This is a genomic window from Lactococcus sp. UBA7128, from assembly GCF_002492185.1.
GTDB classification, from domain to species: domain Bacteria; phylum Bacillota; class Bacilli; order Lactobacillales; family Streptococcaceae; genus Lactococcus; species Lactococcus muris.
The window spans coordinates 27,591-49,586 of the sequence record NZ_DKXK01000060.1; the positions used below are offsets into that span (position 1 = coordinate 27,591).

Annotated in this window: 28 protein-coding genes, 1 riboswitch and 1 other annotated feature; of the genes, 3 read left to right on the forward strand and 25 right to left on the reverse strand. The window is 38.9% G+C overall.

Annotated features, from left to right (window positions below; all coding sequences use genetic code 11):
* Window positions 1–170 precede the first annotated feature (170 nt).
* The 4 genes from B4H39_RS06565 to B4H39_RS06580 form a co-directional block, all read right to left on the reverse strand.
* Window positions 171–746 (reverse strand): TMEM175 family protein, encoded by a 576-nt coding sequence (locus B4H39_RS06565; RefSeq protein ID WP_202230627.1) that lies wholly within the window; start codon window positions 744–746, stop codon window positions 171–173.
* 30 nt (window positions 747–776) lie between these two features.
* Window positions 777–974 carry a hypothetical protein gene (locus tag B4H39_RS06570; RefSeq protein ID WP_202230626.1) on the reverse strand — a complete coding sequence of 66 codons (198 nt, stop codon included), beginning with the start codon at window positions 972–974 and terminating at the stop codon, window positions 777–779.
* The gene (locus B4H39_RS06575; protein WP_202230625.1) at window positions 964–1,860 is read right to left on the reverse strand and encodes a VOC family protein; all 897 of its coding nucleotides are present in this window, start codon (window positions 1,858–1,860) and stop codon (window positions 964–966) included. The genes B4H39_RS06570 and B4H39_RS06575 overlap by 11 nt, the downstream gene beginning before the upstream one ends.
* A 201-nt stretch (window positions 1,861–2,061) precedes the next feature.
* Window positions 2,062–2,229 (reverse strand): hypothetical protein, encoded by a 168-nt coding sequence (locus B4H39_RS06580; RefSeq protein ID WP_251420780.1) that lies wholly within the window; start codon window positions 2,227–2,229, stop codon window positions 2,062–2,064.
* A 323-nt stretch (window positions 2,230–2,552) separates the two neighbouring features.
* Here B4H39_RS06580 and B4H39_RS06585 point away from each other — a divergent pair, with 323 nt between their 5' ends.
* From B4H39_RS06585 to B4H39_RS06595, 3 genes are all read left to right on the forward strand, one after another.
* Window positions 2,553–3,254, forward strand: a complete 702-nt coding sequence (locus tag B4H39_RS06585) for a hypothetical protein (protein ID WP_251420778.1) — start codon at window positions 2,553–2,555, stop codon at window positions 3,252–3,254.
* Window positions 3,255–3,268: 14 nt separating this feature from the next.
* Window positions 3,269–3,748 carry a hypothetical protein gene (locus B4H39_RS06590; RefSeq protein WP_251420776.1) on the forward strand — a complete coding sequence of 160 codons (480 nt, stop codon included), beginning with the start codon at window positions 3,269–3,271 and terminating at the stop codon, window positions 3,746–3,748.
* 360 nt (window positions 3,749–4,108) lie between these two features.
* On the forward strand, window positions 4,109–4,363 hold the full coding sequence (locus B4H39_RS06595; protein WP_202230622.1) for a hypothetical protein: 255 nt from the start codon (window positions 4,109–4,111) through the stop codon (window positions 4,361–4,363).
* 256 nt (window positions 4,364–4,619) lie between these two features.
* Here the strand turns inward: B4H39_RS06595 and rplL are convergent, their stop codons facing one another.
* From rplL to B4H39_RS06700, 21 genes are all read right to left on the reverse strand, one after another.
* Window positions 4,620–4,985 (reverse strand): 50S ribosomal protein L7/L12, encoded by a 366-nt coding sequence (gene rplL, locus B4H39_RS06600; RefSeq protein ID WP_202230621.1) that lies wholly within the window; start codon window positions 4,983–4,985, stop codon window positions 4,620–4,622.
* Window positions 4,986–5,063: 78 nt separating this feature from the next.
* The gene (rplJ, locus tag B4H39_RS06605) at window positions 5,064–5,579 is read right to left on the reverse strand and encodes a 50S ribosomal protein L10 (protein ID WP_202230620.1); all 516 of its coding nucleotides are present in this window, start codon (window positions 5,577–5,579) and stop codon (window positions 5,064–5,066) included.
* 33 nt (window positions 5,580–5,612) lie between these two features.
* Window positions 5,613–5,739, reverse strand: a sequence feature (ribosomal protein L10 leader region).
* 107 nt (window positions 5,740–5,846) lie between these two features.
* Window positions 5,847–6,431: an ECF transporter S component gene (locus tag B4H39_RS06610; protein ID WP_251420774.1), complete on the reverse strand. Its 585-nt coding sequence runs from the start codon at window positions 6,429–6,431 to the stop codon at window positions 5,847–5,849.
* A gap of 100 nt (window positions 6,432–6,531) precedes the next feature.
* A riboswitch (FMN riboswitch) is annotated at window positions 6,532–6,648 on the reverse strand.
* Window positions 6,649–6,855: 207 nt separating this feature from the next.
* Window positions 6,856–7,548, reverse strand: coding sequence for an SDR family oxidoreductase (locus tag B4H39_RS06615; RefSeq protein ID WP_251420773.1), 693 nt, complete (start codon window positions 7,546–7,548; stop codon window positions 6,856–6,858).
* A gap of 136 nt (window positions 7,549–7,684) precedes the next feature.
* Entirely contained in the window at window positions 7,685–8,674 is a 990-nt protein-coding gene (guaC, locus tag B4H39_RS06620; RefSeq protein ID WP_202230617.1) for a GMP reductase, read from the reverse strand.
* A gap of 171 nt (window positions 8,675–8,845) precedes the next feature.
* Window positions 8,846–9,481: a TIGR01906 family membrane protein gene (locus tag B4H39_RS06625; protein WP_251420771.1), complete on the reverse strand. Its 636-nt coding sequence runs from the start codon at window positions 9,479–9,481 to the stop codon at window positions 8,846–8,848.
* A gap of 1 nt (window position 9,482) precedes the next feature.
* Complete coding sequence (locus tag B4H39_RS06630) at window positions 9,483–10,253, reverse strand: TIGR01457 family HAD-type hydrolase (RefSeq protein ID WP_251420770.1); 771 nt, start codon at window positions 10,251–10,253, stop codon at window positions 9,483–9,485.
* A gap of 6 nt (window positions 10,254–10,259) precedes the next feature.
* On the reverse strand, window positions 10,260–11,012 hold the full coding sequence (locus tag B4H39_RS06635; protein ID WP_251420767.1) for an acyl-[acyl-carrier-protein] thioesterase: 753 nt from the start codon (window positions 11,010–11,012) through the stop codon (window positions 10,260–10,262).
* Between the two features lie 116 nt (window positions 11,013–11,128).
* On the reverse strand, window positions 11,129–11,569 hold the full coding sequence (locus tag B4H39_RS06640) for a deoxycytidylate deaminase (RefSeq protein ID WP_202230635.1): 441 nt from the start codon (window positions 11,567–11,569) through the stop codon (window positions 11,129–11,131).
* A 4-nt stretch (window positions 11,570–11,573) separates the two neighbouring features.
* On the reverse strand, window positions 11,574–11,909 hold the full coding sequence (locus tag B4H39_RS06645; RefSeq protein ID WP_251420765.1) for an arsenic metallochaperone ArsD family protein: 336 nt from the start codon (window positions 11,907–11,909) through the stop codon (window positions 11,574–11,576).
* A 207-nt stretch (window positions 11,910–12,116) separates the two neighbouring features.
* Window positions 12,117–13,766: an FAD-dependent oxidoreductase gene (locus B4H39_RS06650; RefSeq protein WP_202230612.1), complete on the reverse strand. Its 1,650-nt coding sequence runs from the start codon at window positions 13,764–13,766 to the stop codon at window positions 12,117–12,119.
* Between the two features lie 375 nt (window positions 13,767–14,141).
* On the reverse strand, window positions 14,142–14,279 hold the full coding sequence (locus B4H39_RS06655) for a hypothetical protein (RefSeq protein WP_014024702.1): 138 nt from the start codon (window positions 14,277–14,279) through the stop codon (window positions 14,142–14,144).
* Window positions 14,280–14,281: 2 nt separating this feature from the next.
* Window positions 14,282–14,488 carry a hypothetical protein gene (locus B4H39_RS06660; RefSeq protein WP_202230611.1) on the reverse strand — a complete coding sequence of 69 codons (207 nt, stop codon included), beginning with the start codon at window positions 14,486–14,488 and terminating at the stop codon, window positions 14,282–14,284.
* Window positions 14,489–14,507: 19 nt separating this feature from the next.
* Window positions 14,508–15,989: a PTS sugar transporter subunit IIC gene (locus tag B4H39_RS06665; protein WP_251420764.1), complete on the reverse strand. Its 1,482-nt coding sequence runs from the start codon at window positions 15,987–15,989 to the stop codon at window positions 14,508–14,510.
* Between the two features lie 46 nt (window positions 15,990–16,035).
* Window positions 16,036–17,133, reverse strand: coding sequence for a DUF871 domain-containing protein (locus B4H39_RS06670; protein ID WP_251420762.1), 1,098 nt, complete (start codon window positions 17,131–17,133; stop codon window positions 16,036–16,038).
* Window positions 17,134–17,163: 30 nt separating this feature from the next.
* Window positions 17,164–17,487: a PTS sugar transporter subunit IIB gene (locus B4H39_RS06675; protein ID WP_202230608.1), complete on the reverse strand. Its 324-nt coding sequence runs from the start codon at window positions 17,485–17,487 to the stop codon at window positions 17,164–17,166.
* Window positions 17,488–17,778: 291 nt separating this feature from the next.
* Entirely contained in the window at window positions 17,779–18,786 is a 1,008-nt protein-coding gene (locus B4H39_RS06680; RefSeq protein WP_251420760.1) for a GNAT family N-acetyltransferase, read from the reverse strand.
* Between the two features lie 4 nt (window positions 18,787–18,790).
* On the reverse strand, window positions 18,791–19,216 hold the full coding sequence (locus tag B4H39_RS06685; RefSeq protein WP_202231411.1) for a DUF3284 domain-containing protein: 426 nt from the start codon (window positions 19,214–19,216) through the stop codon (window positions 18,791–18,793).
* Between the two features lie 83 nt (window positions 19,217–19,299).
* Complete coding sequence (locus B4H39_RS06690; RefSeq protein WP_251420758.1) at window positions 19,300–20,565, reverse strand: dihydroorotase; 1,266 nt, start codon at window positions 20,563–20,565, stop codon at window positions 19,300–19,302.
* A gap of 38 nt (window positions 20,566–20,603) precedes the next feature.
* Complete coding sequence (gene pyrE / locus B4H39_RS06695) at window positions 20,604–21,233, reverse strand: orotate phosphoribosyltransferase (protein WP_251420756.1); 630 nt, start codon at window positions 21,231–21,233, stop codon at window positions 20,604–20,606.
* Between the two features lie 253 nt (window positions 21,234–21,486).
* Window positions 21,487–21,993, reverse strand: coding sequence for a GNAT family N-acetyltransferase (locus B4H39_RS06700; RefSeq protein ID WP_251420754.1), 507 nt, complete (start codon window positions 21,991–21,993; stop codon window positions 21,487–21,489).
* Window positions 21,994–21,996 lie beyond the last annotated feature (3 nt).

The following is a 21,996-nucleotide window of genomic DNA, read 5'->3' on the forward strand; positions in this document are numbered from 1 at the left end:
AAAACGAAAATACTCTTTGCTTCTATCAAAAAGGAGGTTTTAAACTTGCAGCAGCAAGTCTTAATAGAGATAATAATGAGAAAGAGTTTTTGATGATTTGCGAAAACTAAAAAAATAGAAATGCTGGTATTGCAGCATTTCTATTTTTTATATTCATTTTTTTATAACTTTTAGTTCTTATTAACATAGTTTTCAATTTGTTTATCTGGAACAATCCAAGGAATCATACTTAAAATTGTCGCGATGAGTGCTATCTGAGCTACTGGAAGTAATATCGTTAGCACAATACCAACCAACAGAATCAAGATTGAAAAGGCTCCTTTCCAAACCCAACGCATTTCTTTCAATCTATAGTTTCTTGATCTAAAAATCTCATAGCTCAAGATATTGAAAATAATATCAATAAATAAGTTATTTACCGCATAAACAATCTCCGGTGTTTTTGATCCTGAAAACTCAGACAACCAATTTGTTGTGAAAGGGATGAAACTCATGAAAAATAAGAGCACGACGTTCCACCACAATATTCTTCCCGAAACTTGCTCTGCCAAATGAAAAAGATGGTGGTGATTGTTCCAATAAATAGCTAAAATATAAAAACTTGCAAAATAGGTCAAGAAAATAAAACCCATATCAAATAAATCCGACCAATTTGGCCCTTTCGGAATGCTCAAGTTTAATACCATCACGGTGATTAAAATTGCAACAATACCATCTGTAAATGCGGATAGACGTCCACTTGTCATTTTTTCTCTCCTTTACCTTTACCATTAAGATTACTTGTTTAATTCAAAATAAAGTGTAGCTACATTGCCTTGAAATTCACGTGATTTCCCCTCAATCTCAAGTTCCAGTACCTTGGCTGAATCCTCTAAGACTGGAATTTCACGATTTTGGAGTAAAATAAATTCTTCTGCACTGGCAAATTCTTTACTTTCTTGACGACCGTTAAGATGTTGAACTTTAATTTTCATGATCTTGTTCTTTCTTTTTCTCAAAATGAACGCCTTGCTTGTGATAGTAACGCAGAAGTTCTTGACGTCTTTCTTCATATCTCGGTGGGAGGGCAAAGCCACTTCCCAAATCTTGGATGGATTCATCCAGTGTAAATCCAGGCGTCAAGGTTGCAAACTCAATTCTTACCCCGCCTGGTTCTCTTAAATAGACTGACTGAAAATAGCCTCGGTCTGCATATAACTCTCTTTCATAACCAAAGGTTAGAGCTTTTTCCCAAATTTCATCCAAGTCTTTACTGGATGCTACAGCAAAAGCCAAATGATCGATTGAACCTCTCCCCCAGACTCGTGAAGGGGCTTTAGCTTGGGAAGCTAATAGCTGTATTCCCGTTTCACTCCCGACCATCTGTTGGAAAAATAACCGCGTAGCTTCTAAGTTTGAACTGTAGAGACGACTTCCCCACAGTCCAGTGATTTGATATGCAGCAGGAACATCTGACAATGCATTTATTCGTCCCTCTCTATTTGGCTCACCTTCCTCAATAAATTCAAGTAAAACATCATCAAAATCTTTTACTTCAAGTGAATAATCTCCACGCTGATAATCTAGCCCAAATTTTTTAAAGCGGGAAGTCCAAAAGTCCATAGCTCCCTTTGGAATCTTGAATTGAATGCCCGACAGATAACTTGTTCCCTCTTCTCGTTCCAAGTCAAATCGTCGGTCCGGAAAGAAAGTAACAACCGTTCCTGGTGTACCTCTGAAATCTCCATAATAAACATGGCGCATATAGATATTTCCTTGATTGATTGAATTTTTCACCAAGCGCAAGCCTAAAATATCAACATAAAAATGAAAATTTCGTTCAAAATCAGCTGTAAGTAATGATATATGGTGCAGTTTCATCTATCTTTCTCCTTTTATGTTTACAATTGTAAACACAATTTCCTAATCTGTCAAGAACGAATACTGAAAAGCTTATTTTTTAGCAAAATATCTTTTCTCATGGGAGTCTCGTTGCCCTAAAAGACACCTGCAGCCTTTTCTTTTACTTCACTTTGCTGTGTAAAAATCATTTCTCCTCTTTTTCATAAAAATGTAGCTAAGCTAGGGACAAAGGGAGGAGTTTTTCTCACCTTTATTCCTTCTAGCTGTTTCTCCATCATCCATGATAGCACATTTTTCAAAATAAGATAATTCCCAAGTTATTTCATCAATTTTATTAGGGACATTGGGGAATTTCAACAGGTTATTGTGCAGGCCAAATTCTTTCACTTTAAGAAATGTTTCTGTATTTCAAAATCAACATAGGAGACTAGCCCAGAGCAGGCTATTTATCTCAAATACTATTATAGTTTTTTCTTAAAAATGCACCCTTTTCTAAGGTATAAAATCCCATGAATAATATAAAGAGGAGTTTGCATAAATATAACAATCATGATATAAGTGACATAGATTAGACACATTTTTCAGAGTTAAAGGGTAAAAACTAACCTTTTGGACTTACATAATATAAAAAACAAAAGAAGGGAGCTAAATATTATTCATCATCAAAGAGTGGTAGGAAATCGAAGAATTTATAAGGAGGAAGTAAAGAATTGAATGCTATTAGTAAGATAATTGTAGGAGGAGTAATTTTTGTATCTGGGAATACAAATCCTACCATAGTATCAGCCTCAGCTGTTGAAATTCCAAAGTTAGATGCTGATAAAACTGGTACTGAAAAACCAAAGCCAACTGACACAATTATCGAATTATCAAGTGGTATTCGCGTACACGGAGAAATTACAATATATGACATGGTTAATCCTGATAAACCTATTTTATCTATAAACACTGATCATAATTCCAAAGCAAAAATACTGGAAGAAATTGAGGCGGGTGCTGAATTAGACCCCATTCAAGTACCAGACTCAAAATTCATTTCACAGTTTGATATTCTGTCCCTTAAAACAGGGGATGGAAATATCCCCCCAACTCAACTTATGAGGCTAGGGTCTGGTGCATATGTACGAGGACATTGGACAACTGGTAATTATTGGCATTATGCACCATATGGTTATGCTCCGATTTCTGGAAAAGCCTTACACTTTTGGGCTTGGTCTGATAGCTTTTTAGCTGGAGATTCTGAAGACTGGAGGAATACTTATAATACTGGCGTGGGACATGGAGTATACGTCCATTCTATCTATGAAGGTAGCTACCCTGATATTTGGGTACAAGCTGGGGTAGGTCAGGTTCTATCTTGCTGGTCTTGGGGACCAAAATCAGGATCAAACTATGAAATTTCAAATTATTAAAATAAGGAGTACTTATGAAGCTAAAAATAATGGGCCTCATCGCATTTATCGTCCTTGCTTCCGTAATAGCTTACACTGTAGTAAACAACACTAAAACTGATAGTAAGTTAGTAAAAGCTAGAAATAACATGCACTCGGAAGTTAAAAAAATGCCAGCCAAAGCTGAACTTGAAAAGAAAAATTTGGCTATTCAAGTGGCATTGGAAGATTTTAAAAGCTTAAATGAATTCAATGAGAGATTTTCTCCGGTTAAAAGCAACGCTGAAACTTATACACCAGATGAACACTTTATGATTCCAGATACTACTCAGGTAGGAAAGAGTGCTGGAAAAGAGCGACAATGGTTAGGATATGTCTCTAAAGATAAAGCACAAAACAGTGAAATAAAAGATATAAATACTGGAAAAGTGGAGGCTGTTCTCCGAGTAGAAGATGGAGCGACAACTGGAGAAATCCGTACGGCACTTGCAACACGTGATACAACTCAAAATTAATAAAGATACAAAAAAGGACACATTCACAGAAGGTGGCCTTTTAAGTGCGGATGAAAATCTATTGCTTTTTTTATACAAGAAAAGTCATAGGAATTCGATAAAATAGAGTTGCGACACAATTATTTTATAAGGAAAATCTATGATTTATTCTGAGTCTATCACACTTTTGCTGGACTCAAAGCCTCAGAATTAGTTTTCCCGCAAGAAAAATATTTCCGTCTAGGTTTTACAAAGCTGACAGGTGAACATGAAGCACAAATCTTTTCGGCTAGCTATCGACCAAAGCAGACGGTTTGCCCTGCTTGTGGCATCATTTCTGAAATTCGTAAAGTCCGTGATTACAGGATTTCTGAGGTTCTCATGACACCCCGCGGACACAGACCTAGAGTTCTGGAATTGAAGAAGTCCAAGTACGATTGCGCGGTTTGTGGGGACACAGTTATCCTAACCCCTTATTTCGTTGCACCTAGGGCTAATATCTCCTCAGTAGTTAAGGCTGCTATTGGTCGTGGGATTCTTTCACCTTACTCCAATGGCCCACTAGAAGGCTCAACAATCTCTGTAAACTCATCAAGCATAGTGTCTTTGGCTTTGGGCGATTTGACCACCTCATAAAACGGATTTTACTCCAACAAATACTTATCAAAGGCAACTAAAAAAGCTGTCCTAGGACAACTTTTTACACACTGCTGTAACTCATTTTTTAGCGATTAGCACCGCAGAGTTGACAGAACCCAACAAAAATCCTGCCAAAAAATCTTTGGCAGGATTTCTGGCAGGAAACCTCATTGATTTTCCTAATTTTTAAAATCGCTCAGCGCAACCAAAGCTAGGTAAATCGGGATTCCCCATTTAAATAAGCATGTATTTCTTATTTAAGTGTGATTGAAGCACCAGCTTCTTCCAATTTAGCTTTGATTTCTTCAGCTTCTGCAGCTGCAACGCCTTCTTTGATCATTGTTGGTGCACCATCAACGAGTTCTTTAGCTTCTTTCAAGCCAAGACCAGTGATTTCACGAACAGCTTTGATTGTAGCAACTTTCTTGTCGCCAGCTGCTGTCAATTCAACGTCAAATGAATCCTTAGCTGCTGCAGTTTCACCGCCAGCTGCTGCTACTGCTACAGGAGCAGCTGCAGTTACGTCAAATTTTTCTTCGATTGCTTTAACGAGCTCAGAGAGTTCGAGGATTGTTGCTGTTTCAAGTTCAGCAACGATGTTTTCAATGTTCAATGCCATTTTGATTCTCCTAGTAAATTTTAGTTTGTTGCGTAAATCCGCCGATATAAAAGGTGCTTACTGTCATTCCTGATGGAATTAAGCAGCTGATTCTTCTTTTTCTGCAACAGCCTTGACTGCGAGAGCCACGTTGCGGACAGGTGCTTGAAGCACTGAAAGAAGCATAGAAAGAAGACCGTCGCGGTTTGGAAGAGATGCAATAGCTGCAATTTCTTCTTTGCTTGAAACTTTTCCTTCAATGACACCAGCTTTGATTTCAAGTTTGTCTGCTGTTTTAGCAAACTCGCTCAAAATTTTAGCAGGCGCAATAGCATCTTCGTTTGAGATAGCTACTACTGATGGGCCAACAAAACTGTCGTTCAAAGCTTCAAGTCCAGCTTTTTCAGCTGCACGACGCAAGATTGAGTTTTTAACAACTTTGAATTCCACACCAGCTTCACGCAACTCTTTACGAAGTTGAGTGTCTTGTTCTACAGTTAAACCACGTGAGCTTGCAACAACGATAGATGTCGCAGCTTCAAATTTTTCCGCAAAGACGTTAACCAACTCAGCTTTCTTAGCAATAGTTGCTTCGTTTACTTTGTAATCGCTCATTTTTTACCTCCATTTTATTTTGTTCGTAAGAATTTTTACAAATAAAAATCCCCACGACCAAAAGACATAGAGAGTTCAATCATTGTTTAAAATGTTTGTCCTCGGTTGGATGCTTATGACTTATGTCCCCAACTGTCTTCGGTCAGTCCTTTTCAGAACTTATACTAGTATATCAGATGTTAAAAAGAAATGCAAGAAGAAAATAAAAAATAATCATTCACCACGTCATGATTATTTTCTCCTCATCAATAGACCATTTTTTTATTTTTAAGCGTTAATAAATTTGATTGCTTTTGAACCGCGTAACGCCCAGTACAGTAAAGCAAAGCTCCCTGCAAAAATCAACCCCTCTAGGATGTTAAAGACAATAACAGCACCAATATAGGCTGAAACACCCCCAGGAAACATCGTTGCGATATCAAAATTAGCAAACATTGAGTAAAGGGGTATTGCATAAACATAGTTAAGTATTACCATCACCGCAGTTAAGGCCAAAGTCCCCAGAATGGTTGCCATAATATAGCCCCGTAAACTAAATCTGTGACGGAGGAAAAACCAAAGTACCAGCACAAATACTGTGACAGCCACGATATTCATCGGAAGACCAATATAGGTATTTACGCCGTCACTATTTAACAAGAGCCATAAAAATGAACGAATGATAAGAATAGCAAAAGCGCTACTCAATCCAAGCATAAACAGCCCAATCAAAATAGGCAAGATTGTAAAATCAATTTTTAAAAAACTTGCACTCGGAACCAAGGAAAATTGGAACATTGGGTAGGACAGTACAAATGAAATTGCACTAAGCATTGCGATAAATGTGAGTCGACGTGTTTTTGAATTTGACACGAAAAAACCTCCAAAATAGAAAATAATATTTCTTCATTTTGAAGGGAGCATTTGAATATTGGCGAAAACTGACACAGCTCCAAAAGAACTGGTCCTATCTCTTATTCTTCTCCCATCCAGACTTTACTGTCGGTTGTGGAATTACACCACATCAAGCTTTTCAGCTTCGCGGACTTTAACCGCCGGTCCCGAATTTCACGGTGCCCTGAAGATAAGTTTATTATATCACAAAAAAATTTTTTTAGGTTAAAATAAGTTTTTAAGTCAAACTTTGAAACATGAAAAGTTCTTGGAGGTTTTTCTCAATGCTGTGCCGCTGACAGTGGCAACGCTTAAAACCCTACTTCTACCAATTGATGTTTAAGTTTTTATGTGAGTTTTAGATAGAACTTTTGTCACTTTTTCAAAGGTCGTTTCAAGTATTTTAGTTTTCTTCTCCTTTTGCATATCCATCTTTAAGACTTTTAAGAGCTTCAGAGATTGGGATATTTCCCATGACAAATTCAAATTCTTTTCTAATACTAGAGTCATTTCTTAAGGTTTCAAGAATCACTTTAGCTACATCTTCACGAGAGATATTTCCTATCTCTACATGTCTTCCTAGATTAATCTTACCTGTACTTGCTTGATCTGTGAGTATTCCTGGATGAATAATGGTCCAGTCCAAGTCTGTCCGTGTTTTTAGCCACTCATCAGCATAATTTTTAGCAATAGTATAAATTTTCAATGGCGAGTCTTCCTTAATTTGACGACTTATTTCTTCTCGCCCCGCGCGGAAAGTGCTCACCATAATGAAGCGTTTAACAGCCGCTTTTTCTGCTGCAGTCATAACCTTAACTGCCCCATCTAGATCAATCATGATTGTCTTATCTAGACCAGAACCACCAGCACCGGCACTAAAAACTACTGCATCAACGTCGGACATCGCTGCTGCGAATTCTTCAATCGAATTATGGACGATATCCAAGATAACTGTTTCAATCCCAAGTTGCTTGAAAAAGCCTTGCTGTTCTTCTTTACGAATAACAGCTTTTTCTTGAATTTCAGGATAATCTTTTAAGTTTTCTGCTAAATGTTTGGCAACTTTTCCATTTGCACCAACTACAAGTACTTTCATAATATTCCCTACTTTCTAAAATAAATCAATTTTATATCTTCACCAACATTCTACATCATCCTTTGCGGAGTTTCAAAAATAATTGCCTTTGAAAGACGTAAAAAACTGACAGTAAGTACTGACAGCTTTTTACATTTTATAATGAATCACCATTCCAAATTGAGTTTTTCACGATGACATAATCTACTTTGCGTAGGGCATTGAGGTCACGGCCACCAGCGTAGGAAATCGAGCTCTGAAGGTCTTCTTGCATTTCTTTAAGTGTATCTTTTAGAGAGCCTTTGTGCGGCAAGAGGATTTTTTTCCCTTCAACATTTTTATGCTCACCTTTTTGATATTCACTAGCTGAACCAAAATATTCTTTGTAAAGTTTTCCGTCCTGCTCAATGGTTTTACCTGGTGACTCCTCATGTGCGGCGAAGAGAGAGCCTATCATCACCATACTTGCACCAAAACGGACAGATTTTGCAATATCACCATGTGTACGAATCCCACCGTCAGCAATGATTGGCTTACTTGCTGCTTTTGCACACCAACGAAGAGCTGCGAGTTGCCAGCCGCCTGTTCCGAAACCTGTTTTTACCTTAGTGATACAAACTTTTCCTGGACCGATTCCGACTTTAGTCGCATCCGCACCAGCATTTTCCAACTCGCGAACAGCTTCAGGTGTTCCCACATTACCAGCAATAACAAAGACTTGTGGCATGAGACGTTTTATGAGTTGTATCATCTCAATCACAGAGTTGGCATGCCCATGGGCAATATCGATAGTAATGTAATCTGGAATAGTCGCTGTTTCCGCCAAATCACGGACAAACTGACGTTCGTTGTCTTTAACGCCAACAGAAATTGATGCAATGAGATTTTGAGCATGCATCTTTTCGATAAAGTCCTTACGTGTACTTTCTTCAAAGCGGTGCATAATATAGAAATAACCTTGCTTGGCTAACATTTCAGCAATATTTTCGTCGATAATCGTTTGCATATTTGCAGGAACAACAGGAAGTTTAAAAGTATGAGCTCCTAACTTAACTGACGTATCTGCCTCGCTACGACTGTTAATAATACACTTATTTGGGATAAGTTGGATATCTTCGTAATCAAAAACTGGAACCATTGTGTTCATAAAAATGCCTCTTTATTCATTTGTTATTACAGAATACCGACCGAGTTTTCCTCTGTGAAAACTTCTCTAGTTTGGCGATAAATATCTCTGCAACCAAACCTTCCTTATCTATTTTAACGCATATTGCCCTAAAAAAATAGAAAAAAACTGATTTCACATCAGTTTTACGACTCATCGTTCGGTTTTACCGATAAATTTCCTTTGTACCCGTTTATTTCCTGACCAATAAAGGAGAAAAAAGAGGAGCTCAAAGAGAATAAGAAATAGGATAAAAGTGTACATAAAATAATTTTCTGTTAAAACATTGATGATAGGATCTGTATCAGGATTAAAAAGCCACGTATCATCCCGGAAAAAGATTTCATGAAAATAGATAAAAAAGTTATCAAAGCCTATCAAGGCAGCAACCAATCCTATAAACAGAGGCGTACCCATCACAAACCGTATGCCATTGTGATAGACGATAGCCAGATGTTCCTTTAAAAAAAGGAAAATCATCGGGCTTAGTACAATCATAAGGCCTAAAGCAAGCATGAAAAGTTTTTTTACATCTTTAAAGTGCTGCAAAGCCTCTGGAGATGAAGGAAGGTCTGGCATATGCAAGGTGTTTGCAAAGGGATTGACAAGATAAGCCATGAGTATGTTGAAATTATGTCTCAGCGTTTCTGCTGGAAGGCCTGATGCTTGCGGCAAGTTTTCCAGATGAATATCTACATAGAAAAGCGGAACAGCTAAAAGTAAAGTCAAACTGACTGCAGTAGCTGTCCCCCATAAAATAACACTCGTAAAAATTAGGCGTTCTCGCATGCTACACTTCCCAATGTTCCAAGCTTGAAACGACATATGTTGGAGAAATTGGAAGGTTTGGCACTTCTTCTGCTTTAGTGAAGCCCGTCGTGACTAATAAAGTATCAATACCGTTATCAATCCCCGTGCGGATATCTGTCAAGTAGTTATCACCAACCATCAGCAATTCTTCCTTAGGGATTCCTAATTTTTTAACCGCTTTTTCCGTAATGATGGCCTCAGGTTTTCCAATATAAGTTGCTTGCACACGTGTTGCAGCTTCAATCATCTTGACTAATGAACCTGCTCCTGGTAAAAGTCCACGTTCACTTGGGAGATTCAAGTCAGGGTTTGTGCCAATAAATTTAGCTCCCTTATGGATAGCGAGCGTTGCCAAAGCAAGCATCTCATACGTGAGATCAGTATCTAAAGCAACGACAACATAGGCGGGATTTTCACGCTCTTTTTTATAGCCTGCTCCATAGATTGCTTCTTTTAATCCATCTTCACCGATAACATACACCGTCTTTTCCAGACCCAAATCATCCATATAATCTACGGTTGCTGCACTTGCTGTGTAGATTGTATCTAAAGGCGTCTCAATATTAAATTCTGTCGCTAAGCGTTTTTGAACCACGCGCGGCGTTTTCGTTGTATTGTTAGTCAAAAACAAATAAGGAATATTAGCTGCTTGCAAGCGATGAATAAAATCCTCTCCTGCTGGAATGCGATGATTTCCCAGATAAATCGTACCGTCTAAATCAATAAGATAACCCTTATAATTCTTTTTCATCTGTACTTAGTCCTCCTCAATTATTTTCGACCATACAATTTCAATATTAGCATTATCTATACCATCTTTCCTAATGATATGACAGGTTGTATTTCCTTGAAACTCAAAGACAGGTTCAATAAATTCATGATTTCCGTAAAGTAGCTCATGATTGTAACGTATATATATTTTCTTAGGTTCGTATGCCATTCGGAAATCATAGTCTAACTGATCGACAGCCCAGTCAAAATATCTGGCATTGTTAACGTGACCATTCATGTCAAGGTCAGAAAAACGAACCGGAAATGCTAAGTTACAACTTGCCTCTTCTGATAAAGCAAGATATTTATGTGGGCGGGTGATTTTACTGACTTTTGGTGCCTCATAGGGCGCAACAATTTCATCAACCACACGTTCTACTTTTCGGGTATCCTTGTTCATCAAAACCCATGTGGAACTTATTTTGACTAAAATTTCACCGCTATTATTTTTGAAAATGAAGTCACGATAACAGAAAAACTTGTTGTAAGAGGTAGCTTCTGTTTCAATCGTAATAACTTCATTAAATTCTGGAAGCTTGTAAAGATGAATCTCGTACTCAATGACAGCCCAAAAAAGATTAAAGTTCTCATAAACCCATGTGTCACTGCGGTTCAATGTATACGACTGTTCTCCCGAAGTTTGAAGCGCTACGGCAAGAAGGTCAGATATCCTCATTTTTCCTCGAGTATCACTCTCATAAAAGGCGACTTTATGTGTTTGACTGTATTTTATTCCCATTCCTCTATTCTAGCAAAAATAGGCGTAAAAAGCTGGAGTAAAAAAGAATTTTATCAACAAATTTAAAATGAACTTAGCTTTCGTTAATATAGAAAAAAACAGGCTTTCTAGAATTTTTATATTTTTTCAACTTGAATACCCAAAGTTTCAATAAGCTCTTCCTCATAAGGATTTTTGGCATGGTATTCATTGATGTATTTGATATGCTTTACTCCTGCTGCTAATACTAGTTTGAGGCAGGCAATGCAAGGAAAGAGTGTTGTATAAAGAATGGCTCCTTCAGGAGAAACACCGTGTTTCGCTGCTTGTGCAATCGCATTTTGTTCAGCGTGCACTGTAGCAATGCAGTGTCCATCTTTGTCTTCCAAGCATCCAACATCCGTACAGTGTGGCATAAGCGCTACAGAACCGTTATATCCTGTTGAAAGTATCTGACCATCAGCGGTCACTAAAAGTGCTCCCACTTGAGCATGCGTACAGGTCGAACGCTTGGCTACAACCTCAACAATTTCTTTAAAGTACTCTTCCTTTGTTGGCCGTTGAAAATTTTCAATCATCATATTATCCCTTTCCACATCTACAGTTGCTGCATTGGCAACCCTTATTTCTTATATCTTGAAAATTCATTCCTGTGATCTCTGTCAAATCTTCCATATCAGGATACTCTCCTATCAGCATAATTTCACCATCAACAATCGTTAATGGCAGAGCCTGTTCCATATTCTGCATGGCCTGACTGACCAGAGGATGACGGGTAAACCGGTCCGGTTCATCTTCCAAGTTATAGCGTGCTGTTTGCAGTTGTTCATTTTCTGCTTCTTCGCTGAAAGCCGCAAAGACCTGAGCAATGGCAGCTCCAGCACCATCTGATTTTTCCTCATATATTTCGAGTCGCATTTTTTCTCTCAATCTAACGATATTTTTTAACATTATACCATATGCAAACTGCAAATTCAGCAAAAATTTTTATAGAAAAGCTGTCAAAAATGAAAAATCTGAATCACGTAATTTTGTGCACGCCATTCAGATTTTTTATTTTTTATTTTTTATTTTGACTAACATAAGTCGAAACGCTGTTTCTGTCTCAACTTCTTCATTTCGATTTCAAGCAAGGATTCCCATGACTTTACTATAAAGACCATAAGCACCATCAAGGTTTTCTACCTTATAGCCCTCCTGTTTCAAAATACGTTCAGCAGTATAGGAGCGAAGCCCCGATTGACAGCTCACGATATATTCTTTATTTTTATCAAGTTTATCCAGATTTTCACGTAAATCATTTAAAGGAATATTTATTGCTTCTTCAAATCCACCTTGTGCCACTTCGCTTTCTTGACGAACATCTAATAATACTTTGCCTTTAGCAAGTTCTGATTTCAACTGGTGCCATTGGATATTGTCGGACAGCCCCATAGCAATATTTATGGCTGCATAACCAATCATATTCACAGGATCTTTTGCCGAGCCAAACGGTGGTGCATAGGTCAACTCTAACTCTGGAAGATCAAAAACAGTTAGGCTTCCTTTGATTGCTGTAGCTAGAACATCAATGCGTTTATCAACCCCTTTTTCCCCCAAGGCTGATGCACCATAAATTTGTCCATCTTCTGGATTAAAAATAAGTTTAAGTAAAATAGAACTTGCGCCCGGATAATAACCTGCATGATCATTTGCTGTTATGTGTACTGCTTTATACTTCAAGTTCAACTCTTGAGCTTGTCTTTCCGAAATCCCTGTCGAAGCTGCTGTTAAGTTAAAGGCTCTAACGATAGCTGTTCCGATACTTCCTTTATTTGTCACAGGAAGCCCTGATAAAACATCAGCCACTTGGCGCCCTTGACGATTCGCCGGACTTGCGAGAGAGATAAGCGCCTCTTGATTGGTGATTTGATTTTTAACAAGAATAGCATCACCCACAGCATAGATGTCAGGTACTGAAGTTTGATAGTGCTCATCTACGAGAATAGCTCCTCTCATACCCAATGCAATACCAGCATCAGCTGCCAACTTGGACTCTACACGAATCCCTACTGAAAGAATAACTAAATCCGCAGTCAAAACATCGCCATTTTCAAGAATTACTGTCCTGCCTTCATCTTGAAACTCAACGACAGAAAGGCCGGTCATAACGTTTAAGCCATTTCGTTCTAACTCTTCTTCAATGTAGAGAGCCATTTCTTGATCAAGTGTTGGCAAAACATGATCTGCCTTTTCAATAACTGTCACATCCAAACCAAGCTTTCTCAAGTTTTCAGCCATTTCCAAACCGATAAAGCCTGCACCTACAATCACAGCTTGCTTACGATGTTTAATTTCCATATAACCTGTTATCTTATCCAAGTCAGGGATATTGCGCAAACTAAATACATTATGAGCTTCTGCTAAACCTTTTATATCCGGAATGAAAGGACTGGCCCCAGGAGATAAGATAAGCGAATCATAGCTTTCCTTATAGGTCTTTCCATCAGAAACAACCGTTATTTCCTTCAATTCCTTGTCAATAGAAACAACTTCTGAATCAGGACGAACTTCTAGATTAAAACGTTGTTTCAAGCTTTCTGGTGTTTGTAAGATAAGTTTATCTCTAGACTCTATCTCACCTGAAAGATAGTAAGGCAAACCACAGTTCGCAAAAGACACATAAGGCCCTTTATCAAAAACAATAATTTCTGCATCTTCCTGTAAACGACGGAGGCGAGTTGCCGCACTCATCCCTCCAGCAACACCACCAACAATAAGATATTTTTTAGACATTTTTTTCTCCCTACTTTTTAATCCATCATCCCAAACTTGCACCACTGCCTATCTTTATAATTGCTGTTCCTTGTGCCTATAAAGCCTTGCAAGTATCTAACAATTAACAGAATATGTGACTTTTCGCTTCTATCCCACATCTCCTTCAGCCTAATGGATCAGCAGAATATTACCTAATATTGGAACGTGGCTTCGAGTTATGCATGGGTTTTCTCAAATTTCTTAATACACTCATTATATACCCTTAGGGGTATTCAGTCAAGAGATAACTTCTAAGCCACTTCCTAGTAAGATGTATGTCTTATAAAATATTGTACAGTGATGTCCTGTAAAGTCAAGTGCAAAAACAAAAGAGGTCGCTCAGGCGAACCTCTTTTATTCTTCTTTTTTCTTCTTTTGCCGTGCCAGTATAAGCATGACTACAGATAGAATAAAGAGTGTACCTCCGAAACTCCAGTTTTGATAAGCTAGAAGTAAGAGTGATAAACTAAGTAATGCATATATCCAAGCCATATTTAAACCTCCTCGACGTTAAAGAATAATGCTGAACCAAATGAACTTTGTTTAATTAAGCGTTTTGCAGTTTGAGCATCCGTGGCTAAGTTGCTATTCGGACCTCGAAAATAGAGTTTCAATCCCTTTTTTTCCTTATAAGTAAATCCATTTTCTTCTAGAAGTTGAATTACTTTTTCTTGCATCATAGCTACATTAACAATAATCATTGGGTTCCTTTCTGCTTTTTTATAATTCAGGTTCTTCCATCTTGTTTGCTGCAATAACGAATGGCGTCCAAATAGCAAAGGTTACAGCTAGATTGACAATTGCTAAGATAATCGCACGCCAGTCAAATCCTGTAGCAAGAAAGGCATTCATAATTGGCGGTGTTACCCACGGTACAGCACTTACGACTGGATCGACCCAGTGGAGCATTGTTGCGACATAAGCGATGATAACTGCTACCAATGGTGCAATTAAGAATGGAATAAAGAAGATGGCGTTCAGTACGATTGGCATACCGAAGAGCACCGGTTCGTTGATATTGAAGATACCTGGTGCTAGACCAAGACGTCCTACTGTCTTATAATCTTTACGTTTAGAGAAGATCAGAATGGCAAGAATCAAGGTAATGGTACCACCAGATCCACCAAACCAGACAAAGGCATCCCATGAACCACGAACCCAAAGACTGACATAGTCACCGTTAATGGCATGGGCTTTATCAATCGCGCCACGCGCTACTAAGTCACGAATACCGTCTGAGTGAACTTGGAAGTAAAGGGCCTGGTTATTGAGCCCCAGAGGAAGCCAGATACCATCAAGAGCAGGTGCCAAGACGTTTGGTCCGTGAAGTCCAAAGAACCAGAAGATTGAGACGAAGAGTGTGACAATAAGAACTGAGAAAATATTTTGTGAGAGAATTTGGAAGGGTTCTGCAATATAATGTGTAATCAAATTAATTACAGAGTCATTTGTCAATTTATCAATAATATAGTAAATTAAGCTCACCGCATAAATCGCAGTAATCGTCGGAATAATCGCAAGGAAAGCTTTTGCTACTGCTGGTGGGACTGACTCAGGCATCTTGATAGTAATATCTGCTAACATAAGTTTAGCATAAATAATTACTGCAAGGGCACCCATAATGATAATGGTAAAGTAAGCACCAGCATCCATATGTGCAGCAGCAAAGAGTGGTTTCCATGCTGCAAGACCTTGTCCAGTCAGTACGCCATTGATTTTGTCTGTTGCGGCTACACCGGCATCGCTCACACCCAAAGCATCCAAGAATTTTGGCATTTGGTTTGGCAAACCAGCGAAGAGAGTGGCAACTGCTACAACACCACCAGCTAGGTCATTGACACCATAAGCACGCGCCAAATTGTAACCCCAAGAGAATGCAAAGATAAGACCAATAACTGTCAAAGTCCCTTGGTTAACGAGAGCTGAAATATTGTTCAAATCCCCGATGATTGGTGTGTTCGCAAGTGTCCAGACATCTTCTGGTGCAAGTTGTGAAAACTTGGTTGGTCCCAAAACCATCTGCTGAATGGACTGTGGGAAAGTTGTGACGATGGCTGATACCATCGCTGCAAGCGCACCTGTCAGTGTTGCTGGCAGGATACCAATGAATGAGTCACGCAAGGCAACCAGGTGCTTTTGCGACCCTATTTTTGCTGCTACTGGGACGAGATATTTCTCCATCCACATCGTAATTCCGTTCATAGAATTCCTCCTAAAATTTTAATTTATTTGCGTATAAGGTTATAAATTATAGCTCATCACTTTCAATAAATTTAAACGAACTCCAAGGCTTGATGAAGTCAAGTAAGAACATTTCGTCTTCCGAGATACGTCCAACAACATTGACCCGACCATCATTTTTCATTTCCTTCAGAGCGATTTGTGTTTCTCCCTTATATTGACCATATCCATCATTGTCAATAATCACATCGCCTGGTTTTATTGTATCTGTATCATGTGGCGGGAAATCCAAGTCTTTGTAGATAACGCGAGTCATGGTTGAACGTAGCATGTATTCTGAACGGTCGCCACGGTAACTGTGCATCGCTTCAAAAACACATTTGCGTTCATTTTCTGTCATTGTAGGTCGGGGAACCACTTTAAGTTCAGGCATTGGTGCATGGAAGGCTTCTGCCATTTGCTTCAGCTCTGCTTCACTCGCATAGGCATTGGCAATGGTAATGTCGTCAATATCGCCTAAGAGCTTATAATGTTTTACCTGAGTCTTTAGGCTAAGGTTACGATGTTCTTCTAGCGTACATAGACCGTCTTGAGCAGGCCAAGGTCCAAAGGTTGCTTCATGCGAATTCACAAAAGCCATCGTGTTTAAGTTGTACTTCTTGAACTTCTTCGTACATTTTACATAGTGGTCAAATGCCAAGCCTGTATAACGGTGGGGGTAAAAGTTATGACTGCCCAGTAAGTTTTCAATGTTGGGCGAATAGTCCATGATACTGTCCACATAACTTGTTCCCTGACTCATGTTAATCTCTATCTTTAGATTATAAGGGTTGCGAGTCATACGTGCTTCCTCAGCTCCTGTAAATCCAAGGTCTAAACGAATACCATCAGCACCCATTTCATCAAAGAAACTTAAATCATCATAGCTGATGTTAAGTTGTTCAAATAAGGCAGGATTAATATCTACCATGACTTCCATACCAAGACTGTTTGCATAAGCAATCACTTTCGTAAAGCTCTCAAGAACAGCTGCCTTATCTCCCTTAATCTCTAAAAGTGAAGTAAAGACACGGGTGTATCCATATTGGTGAGCCAAGTCTAAATAGGCTTTGTCAGCCTCAAAGTTGGAACGTTCCGGATAAATCGAGATACCTAGTTTTCCCATAATACTCCTTTCTTACTCTAGATTTTCCCACTATCCATTCATCAATGCATCTGCAGCGGCGACGACATTTTTACCATTCATCATGCCGTAATCTTGCATTTTAATCACGTCACAAGGAACACCAACTGCTGCTGCTTTTTTAATAACTTCATTTTTCATATAAGCCACTTGTGGACCGAGAAGCAATACATCTGGTTTCTCTGAACTAGACAACATATTATCAATTTCGGCTACAGACTTTGCGTAGATCTCATAATCTTTTCCTGCTTCTTGTGCGGCTTGCTGCATCTTTGTCACGAGTAATGAGGTTGACATACCTGCTGCACAGGCCAGTGCAATAACTTTATCTGCCATTTTAATGATCTCCTTCTTTTTATCTATACCAATAGTATAGCTATTTCGGAAAGCGATTTCAAATATAATTTGTCCGGACAATATTAAGCGAAAAAACAAATATTTTTTAATGAAACCCTTATTTATAGCGCTTTTATTTTTCTAAAATTAATAAAAACTTCATTTTTTGGCCTAATTTCCGAAACATGTTACAAATTTAGAAACAAAAAAAGTTTTTATTCTTTAGTTTAAGTTAATAAAAACGCCAAATCTTATGAAAAATGTTAAGACTTGACGTTTTTATTGATAACTTTAAAAATATTCACGAAGAATGGCTTTATTCTCCCGTAGGACACGTGCAGTAAATGCACCAATGGTCATTTCTTCTGGCTCGTCTGTTTCAGGGCCAACACAGATATTATTTTGCGGCAAAATATCATCGACAATACGTGCAGCAAATTCAGGTTGGCCGTTCACTTTTAAAAAGGCCTGTAGATTAACGATACGCGCTTGCATATAGGGTCGCAGCTGCAACTGTATTCGCGATGGCTCCGCCAGATCATATTCAAGGAAGACATTTGACGGTGCTGTCCACTTGATAACTTCAAAACTTGCTGCATGGCTGGATACAAAACGATAAAGTGCAGCTTGAGCTTCTTGGGTCAACGTCATACATTCACGAATCACAAAAGCCGTATCCGAAAACTCATAAATTAAGTAGCCTAAAATTTTACCATTTTCCTCATAAGTCGCAAAGAAGGGCTGTGCTTTATGCTTGAAGTAGTATTCCCAAACATGTTGCGGACGGACCAGAGAACCTTGGTTATAGACTTGATCATGGACCTCAGCCATATCTTCAAAAAGTTCTTCACTTACAGTACGACGCTGCACCTGTCCTGCTGTTTTTTTGCCCTTGGGAAATTCTTGGGCAGGTATCGTATAAGCTTTTTGGTCGAAAGCGTAATGATAGCCAAATTGACCATAAAACTGATAAGAAAAAGGTGCCAGATAGCTTAAGGCAGTGCCAGCTTCATAGTTGTCTTCCAAAATATCGGTCATGAGTTTGCGAATACTGCCGTTCCCTCTAAATTCTGGGTAAGAGGCAACATAACCAATCCCTGACATCTTTAGTTTCGCCTCCTTCCAGTAGACATGAAAAGAAGTGTCGATAATCATAGAGGATAATTCACCATTTTCCCGGTAACTGTAAGGTTTTGAAAAACTCAAAAGTTTCTCAAACGCCTCTTCTCTTTCTTTACTTCTTGGCTTATTAAAAGCATACGTAGCCAGTTCGAAAAGTTCATGTTGTTTCTTTTCCATATCGTCACTTCCCACCACTATAAGCTTGTTCAATATGATTTAGAATAGCGACCATTTGACGTTTTTTCCAGTGCCCCAGAAGCGTTCCAACAAACATATCATTCAGTTTTTGAATCATTCCGCTTGAAGTACGGCTTTCCTCGATATTTATTTGAGTCTGCTTACCATTGACCGGCTGAAAGCTCCAGCGCGTATGAAAAGTGTTGCGAATAGTTTTCGTAGTGAAAGCGTAACTGGTGGCTGTCACTACCTCGTCAATCTTAATGGTTCCATGTTGGTTTTTGCCAAATGTTTTTGAGTACTCAAAGCCACTAAGAGACTTGATATCAGGCCTGCGACCGGTATGTTTTTCGATATCATAAAGTGATGAATTCAGAATCTGATTGTAGACAAATTCGACAGGAGCATTAATTGTTTTAGTGATTTTCATATGAGATTTCTCCTATTGCTTAGAATAAAATTTATTAAACATTAAAATCATTTTAACAATTTATGTAAGCTCTTGCAAGATTTTTATGAGTGGTAAACAATTTCTCCTGAACAAAGCGTATATTTTACCTGTCCCAAAAGTTCCTGACCAATAAATGGTGAGTTGCTGGCTTTTGAATCAAAGTTTTCATCCACTTTATAAGTGTTCTTGGCATCGAAAATGGTGATATCGGCCGGGCCGCCTTCCGCTAAATATCCTGCATCAAAACCATACAGTTTGGCTGGATTAGCAGTCATTTTTTCTAATAATTGAATCAGCTCGAGATGCCCAGGCGCTACCAGATGCGTAAGCCCAAGTTGCAAAGAAGTTTCCAAGCCAATCATGCCGCTCGGTGCTTTAGCCAGAGCAACATTTTTTTCTTCATGTGTATGTGGGGCATGATCGGTAGCGATAACACTAATAGTATTATCTTTCAAACCTTCCAAGATTTTTGCAATATCTTTTGTCTGACGCAGTGGAGGATTAAGCTTGGCATTTGTCCCTATCTCTAGTACTGCTTGCTCTGTCAATGAAAAATGTTGCGGTGTGACTTCAGCACTGACTTTTGCGCCCATCTTTTGCGCAAAACGAACTACATCTACACTTTCTCCAGCGGATAAATGTTGAATATGTAAACGGGCTTGAGTATCCAAAGCCAGCATGGCATCACGTGCTATCATACTGTATTCGGCCACCTTTGTCGCTCCTGTCAGGCCACATTGATGTGCCACTTCGCCTTCATTGATTCCAAGCGTATCCACTAAGTTGGGATCTTCCTCGTGAATAGAGAGCAGACTATCGGTTTTCTTGGCTTTCTTTAATGCTTCATGTAAAACGCCTGAATCACTGAGTGGAATACCGTCATCCGAAAATCCAACTGCGCCTGCCGCCAGTAAAGTATCAAAATCCGTCAAATGTTGTCCATCAAAATCTTTGGTAATAGAAGCAACGGACTTAATATGAATCTTCTCTTCATTTGCAAGTTTCAGTGTTTCTGCAAGTACTTCAGGACTTGATAAAATCGGTTTAGTATTTGCCATCATCACAACCGTCGTAAAGCCACCGCGTGCTGCAGATAAAGCCCCAGTGTGTATCGTCTCTTTATGCGTTTGACCTGGTTCACGGAAATGCACATGAATATCGATGAGCCCTGGTGCAACAATCAAGTTGCTGGCATCAATAATTTCCGCATCTTCTTCTTCCAAATCTTTGGCAATACGAATAATCTTTTTGTCTTGAATTAACACATCCGCAACTTGATCAAAACCCGTCTTAGGATCGATTACACGGCCATTTTTTATGAGTATCATCTGTTCCCTTTCTTGCATTTTACATAATATTTATTATGTTATTTATTCCACGTTTCCTGATTGTCCTTGAATTTTTTAAGCATTTCAAGTTCATCCTCTGTTACATAACCCGTTTCCTGTGCGATTTGAATCAGTTCAGAATAATTTGTCAAAGTATGTAGCGGTACTTGGGCTTGTTCAAATTTTAAGGTTGCTTTTTCCAACTGATAGGTAAAGATAGCGATAACACCTAACACCTCGATGCCTTCACGTTGTGCCGCAGCAACCGCCTCTAATACTGAACCTCCTGTTGAAATCAAATCTTCAACCACAACCATTTTCTGTCCCTTCGAAACACGACCTTCTATCTGGTTACCTGCCCCGTGATCTTTTGGTTTGCTGCGGATGTAGGCAAAAGGAAGCTCCAGATAATCAGCGATAATCGCACCATGAGGAATACCGGCTGTAGCTGTACCTGCAATCACTTCAACCTCTGGAAATTCTGCCTTGACCAAATCCGCAAAAGCCTGCTCAATACGTGTACGTACTTCTGGATAAGCCAAAGTCACACGGTTGTCTGTGTAGATAGGAGACTGAATCCCGCTCGCCCAAGTGAAAGGCGCGCTTGGCGATAAGCTTACAGCTTTTATTTCTAATAAATCAGCAGCAATAGTTTTTGATAATGACATATTTTCCTCTTTTCTAGTCCTTTAAGTTAGTCTGAACAGCACGGTATTATAGAAAAAAACACCTGCAGAAAGCTGCAAGTGCGTAAAAAAATATGCCGATAATACTTAGAATGCTCCTAAATACTATATAAATAGACAATTATACGGTTTCCTTGCTAGCCTCTCGTGCTAATTTAAAGGTTCATCGCTATATAGTCTAACAGATTTAGTCGAAGTTTGCAATCATAAACTCTATTTAAAAAAAACAAGATTGTCAACGTGATTTTCTAAGCTCTAAAGTCATGTCATACCAAATCTCGCCGCCCCATTGAGATTCAGAAATGCCCTTGTTGACAAATCCATATCTTTCATAATAGCCCACCAGATAATCATGACAAGTTAAGCTCACACCTCGCCGATTTTTCAGTCGCGCCTGCTCGATAAAGCGGGACATCAGCTCCTTGGCGATTCCTTGCCCCTGATAATCAGGATGAACTGCCAAACTTGTGATTTTCTGATAGCCATAAAAATTCGGGTTACGCTCCGAGTGCTCAAACATTCTATCCTCCACAAAATGACCAGCTGTCACAGGACCAGCCACATATCCCACAACTGTACCCCTTTCGTTATGTGCCACCAAAAATGAGTCGCTAATACGTTCAATTTGTTCCAGCATTGACTCTCGTGAGGAAGCTTCATTTGGCGAAAAATCCGTCGTTTCAATGTGCATGATTCCACCTAAATCCGAAATTTTTGCATAGTCATAAGTAATTTTTTCCATAGT

Coding starts and splice junctions, on each gene's coding strand:
- B4H39_RS06670 (WP_251420762.1), bottom strand. CDS start 17,133: ATGGGAAAACTAGGTATCTCGATTTATCCGGAACGTTCCAACTTTGAG.
- B4H39_RS06630 (WP_251420770.1), bottom strand. CDS start 10,253: ATGAAAAAGAATTATAAGGGTTATCTTATTGATTTAGACGGTACGATT.
- B4H39_RS06635 (WP_251420767.1), bottom strand. CDS start 11,012: ATGGGAATAAAATACAGTCAAACACATAAAGTCGCCTTTTATGAGAGT.
- guaC (WP_202230617.1), bottom strand. CDS start 8,674: ATGAACACAATGGTTCCAGTTTTTGATTACGAAGATATCCAACTTATC.
- B4H39_RS06575 (WP_202230625.1), bottom strand. CDS start 1,860: ATGAAACTGCACCATATATCATTACTTACAGCTGATTTTGAACGAAAT.
- rplJ (WP_202230620.1), bottom strand. CDS start 5,579: ATGAGCGATTACAAAGTAAACGAAGCAACTATTGCTAAGAAAGCTGAG.
- B4H39_RS06640 (WP_202230635.1), bottom strand. CDS start 11,569: ATGATTGAAAATTTTCAACGGCCAACAAAGGAAGAGTACTTTAAAGAA.
- B4H39_RS06590 (WP_251420776.1), top strand. CDS start 3,269: ATGAAGCTAAAAATAATGGGCCTCATCGCATTTATCGTCCTTGCTTCC.
- B4H39_RS06595 (WP_202230622.1), top strand. CDS start 4,109: ATGACACCCCGCGGACACAGACCTAGAGTTCTGGAATTGAAGAAGTCC.
- B4H39_RS06675 (WP_202230608.1), bottom strand. CDS start 17,487: ATGGCAGATAAAGTTATTGCACTGGCCTGTGCAGCAGGTATGTCAACC.
- B4H39_RS06660 (WP_202230611.1), bottom strand. CDS start 14,488: ATGATTATTGTTAATGTAGCTATGATGCAAGAAAAAGTAATTCAACTT.
- B4H39_RS06650 (WP_202230612.1), bottom strand. CDS start 13,766: ATGTCTAAAAAATATCTTATTGTTGGTGGTGTTGCTGGAGGGATGAGT.
- B4H39_RS06685 (WP_202231411.1), bottom strand. CDS start 19,216: ATGAAAATCACTAAAACAATTAATGCTCCTGTCGAATTTGTCTACAAT.
- rplL (WP_202230621.1), bottom strand. CDS start 4,985: ATGGCATTGAACATTGAAAACATCGTTGCTGAACTTGAAACAGCAACA.
- B4H39_RS06655 (WP_014024702.1), bottom strand. CDS start 14,279: ATGGCTTGGATATATGCATTACTTAGTTTATCACTCTTACTTCTAGCT.
- B4H39_RS06700 (WP_251420754.1), bottom strand. CDS start 21,993: ATGGAAAAAATTACTTATGACTATGCAAAAATTTCGGATTTAGGTGGA.
- B4H39_RS06665 (WP_251420764.1), bottom strand. CDS start 15,989: ATGAACGGAATTACGATGTGGATGGAGAAATATCTCGTCCCAGTAGCA.
- B4H39_RS06680 (WP_251420760.1), bottom strand. CDS start 18,786: ATGGAAAAGAAACAACATGAACTTTTCGAACTGGCTACGTATGCTTTT.
- B4H39_RS06625 (WP_251420771.1), bottom strand. CDS start 9,481: ATGCGAGAACGCCTAATTTTTACGAGTGTTATTTTATGGGGGACAGCT.
- pyrE (WP_251420756.1), bottom strand. CDS start 21,233: ATGTCATTATCAAAAACTATTGCTGCTGATTTATTAGAAATAAAAGCT.
- B4H39_RS06615 (WP_251420773.1), bottom strand. CDS start 7,548: ATGAAAGTACTTGTAGTTGGTGCAAATGGAAAAGTTGCCAAACATTTA.
- B4H39_RS06645 (WP_251420765.1), bottom strand. CDS start 11,909: ATGCGACTCGAAATATATGAGGAAAAATCAGATGGTGCTGGAGCTGCC.
- B4H39_RS06565 (WP_202230627.1), bottom strand. CDS start 746: ATGACAAGTGGACGTCTATCCGCATTTACAGATGGTATTGTTGCAATT.
- B4H39_RS06570 (WP_202230626.1), bottom strand. CDS start 974: ATGAAAATTAAAGTTCAACATCTTAACGGTCGTCAAGAAAGTAAAGAA.
- B4H39_RS06690 (WP_251420758.1), bottom strand. CDS start 20,565: ATGATACTCATAAAAAATGGCCGTGTAATCGATCCTAAGACGGGTTTT.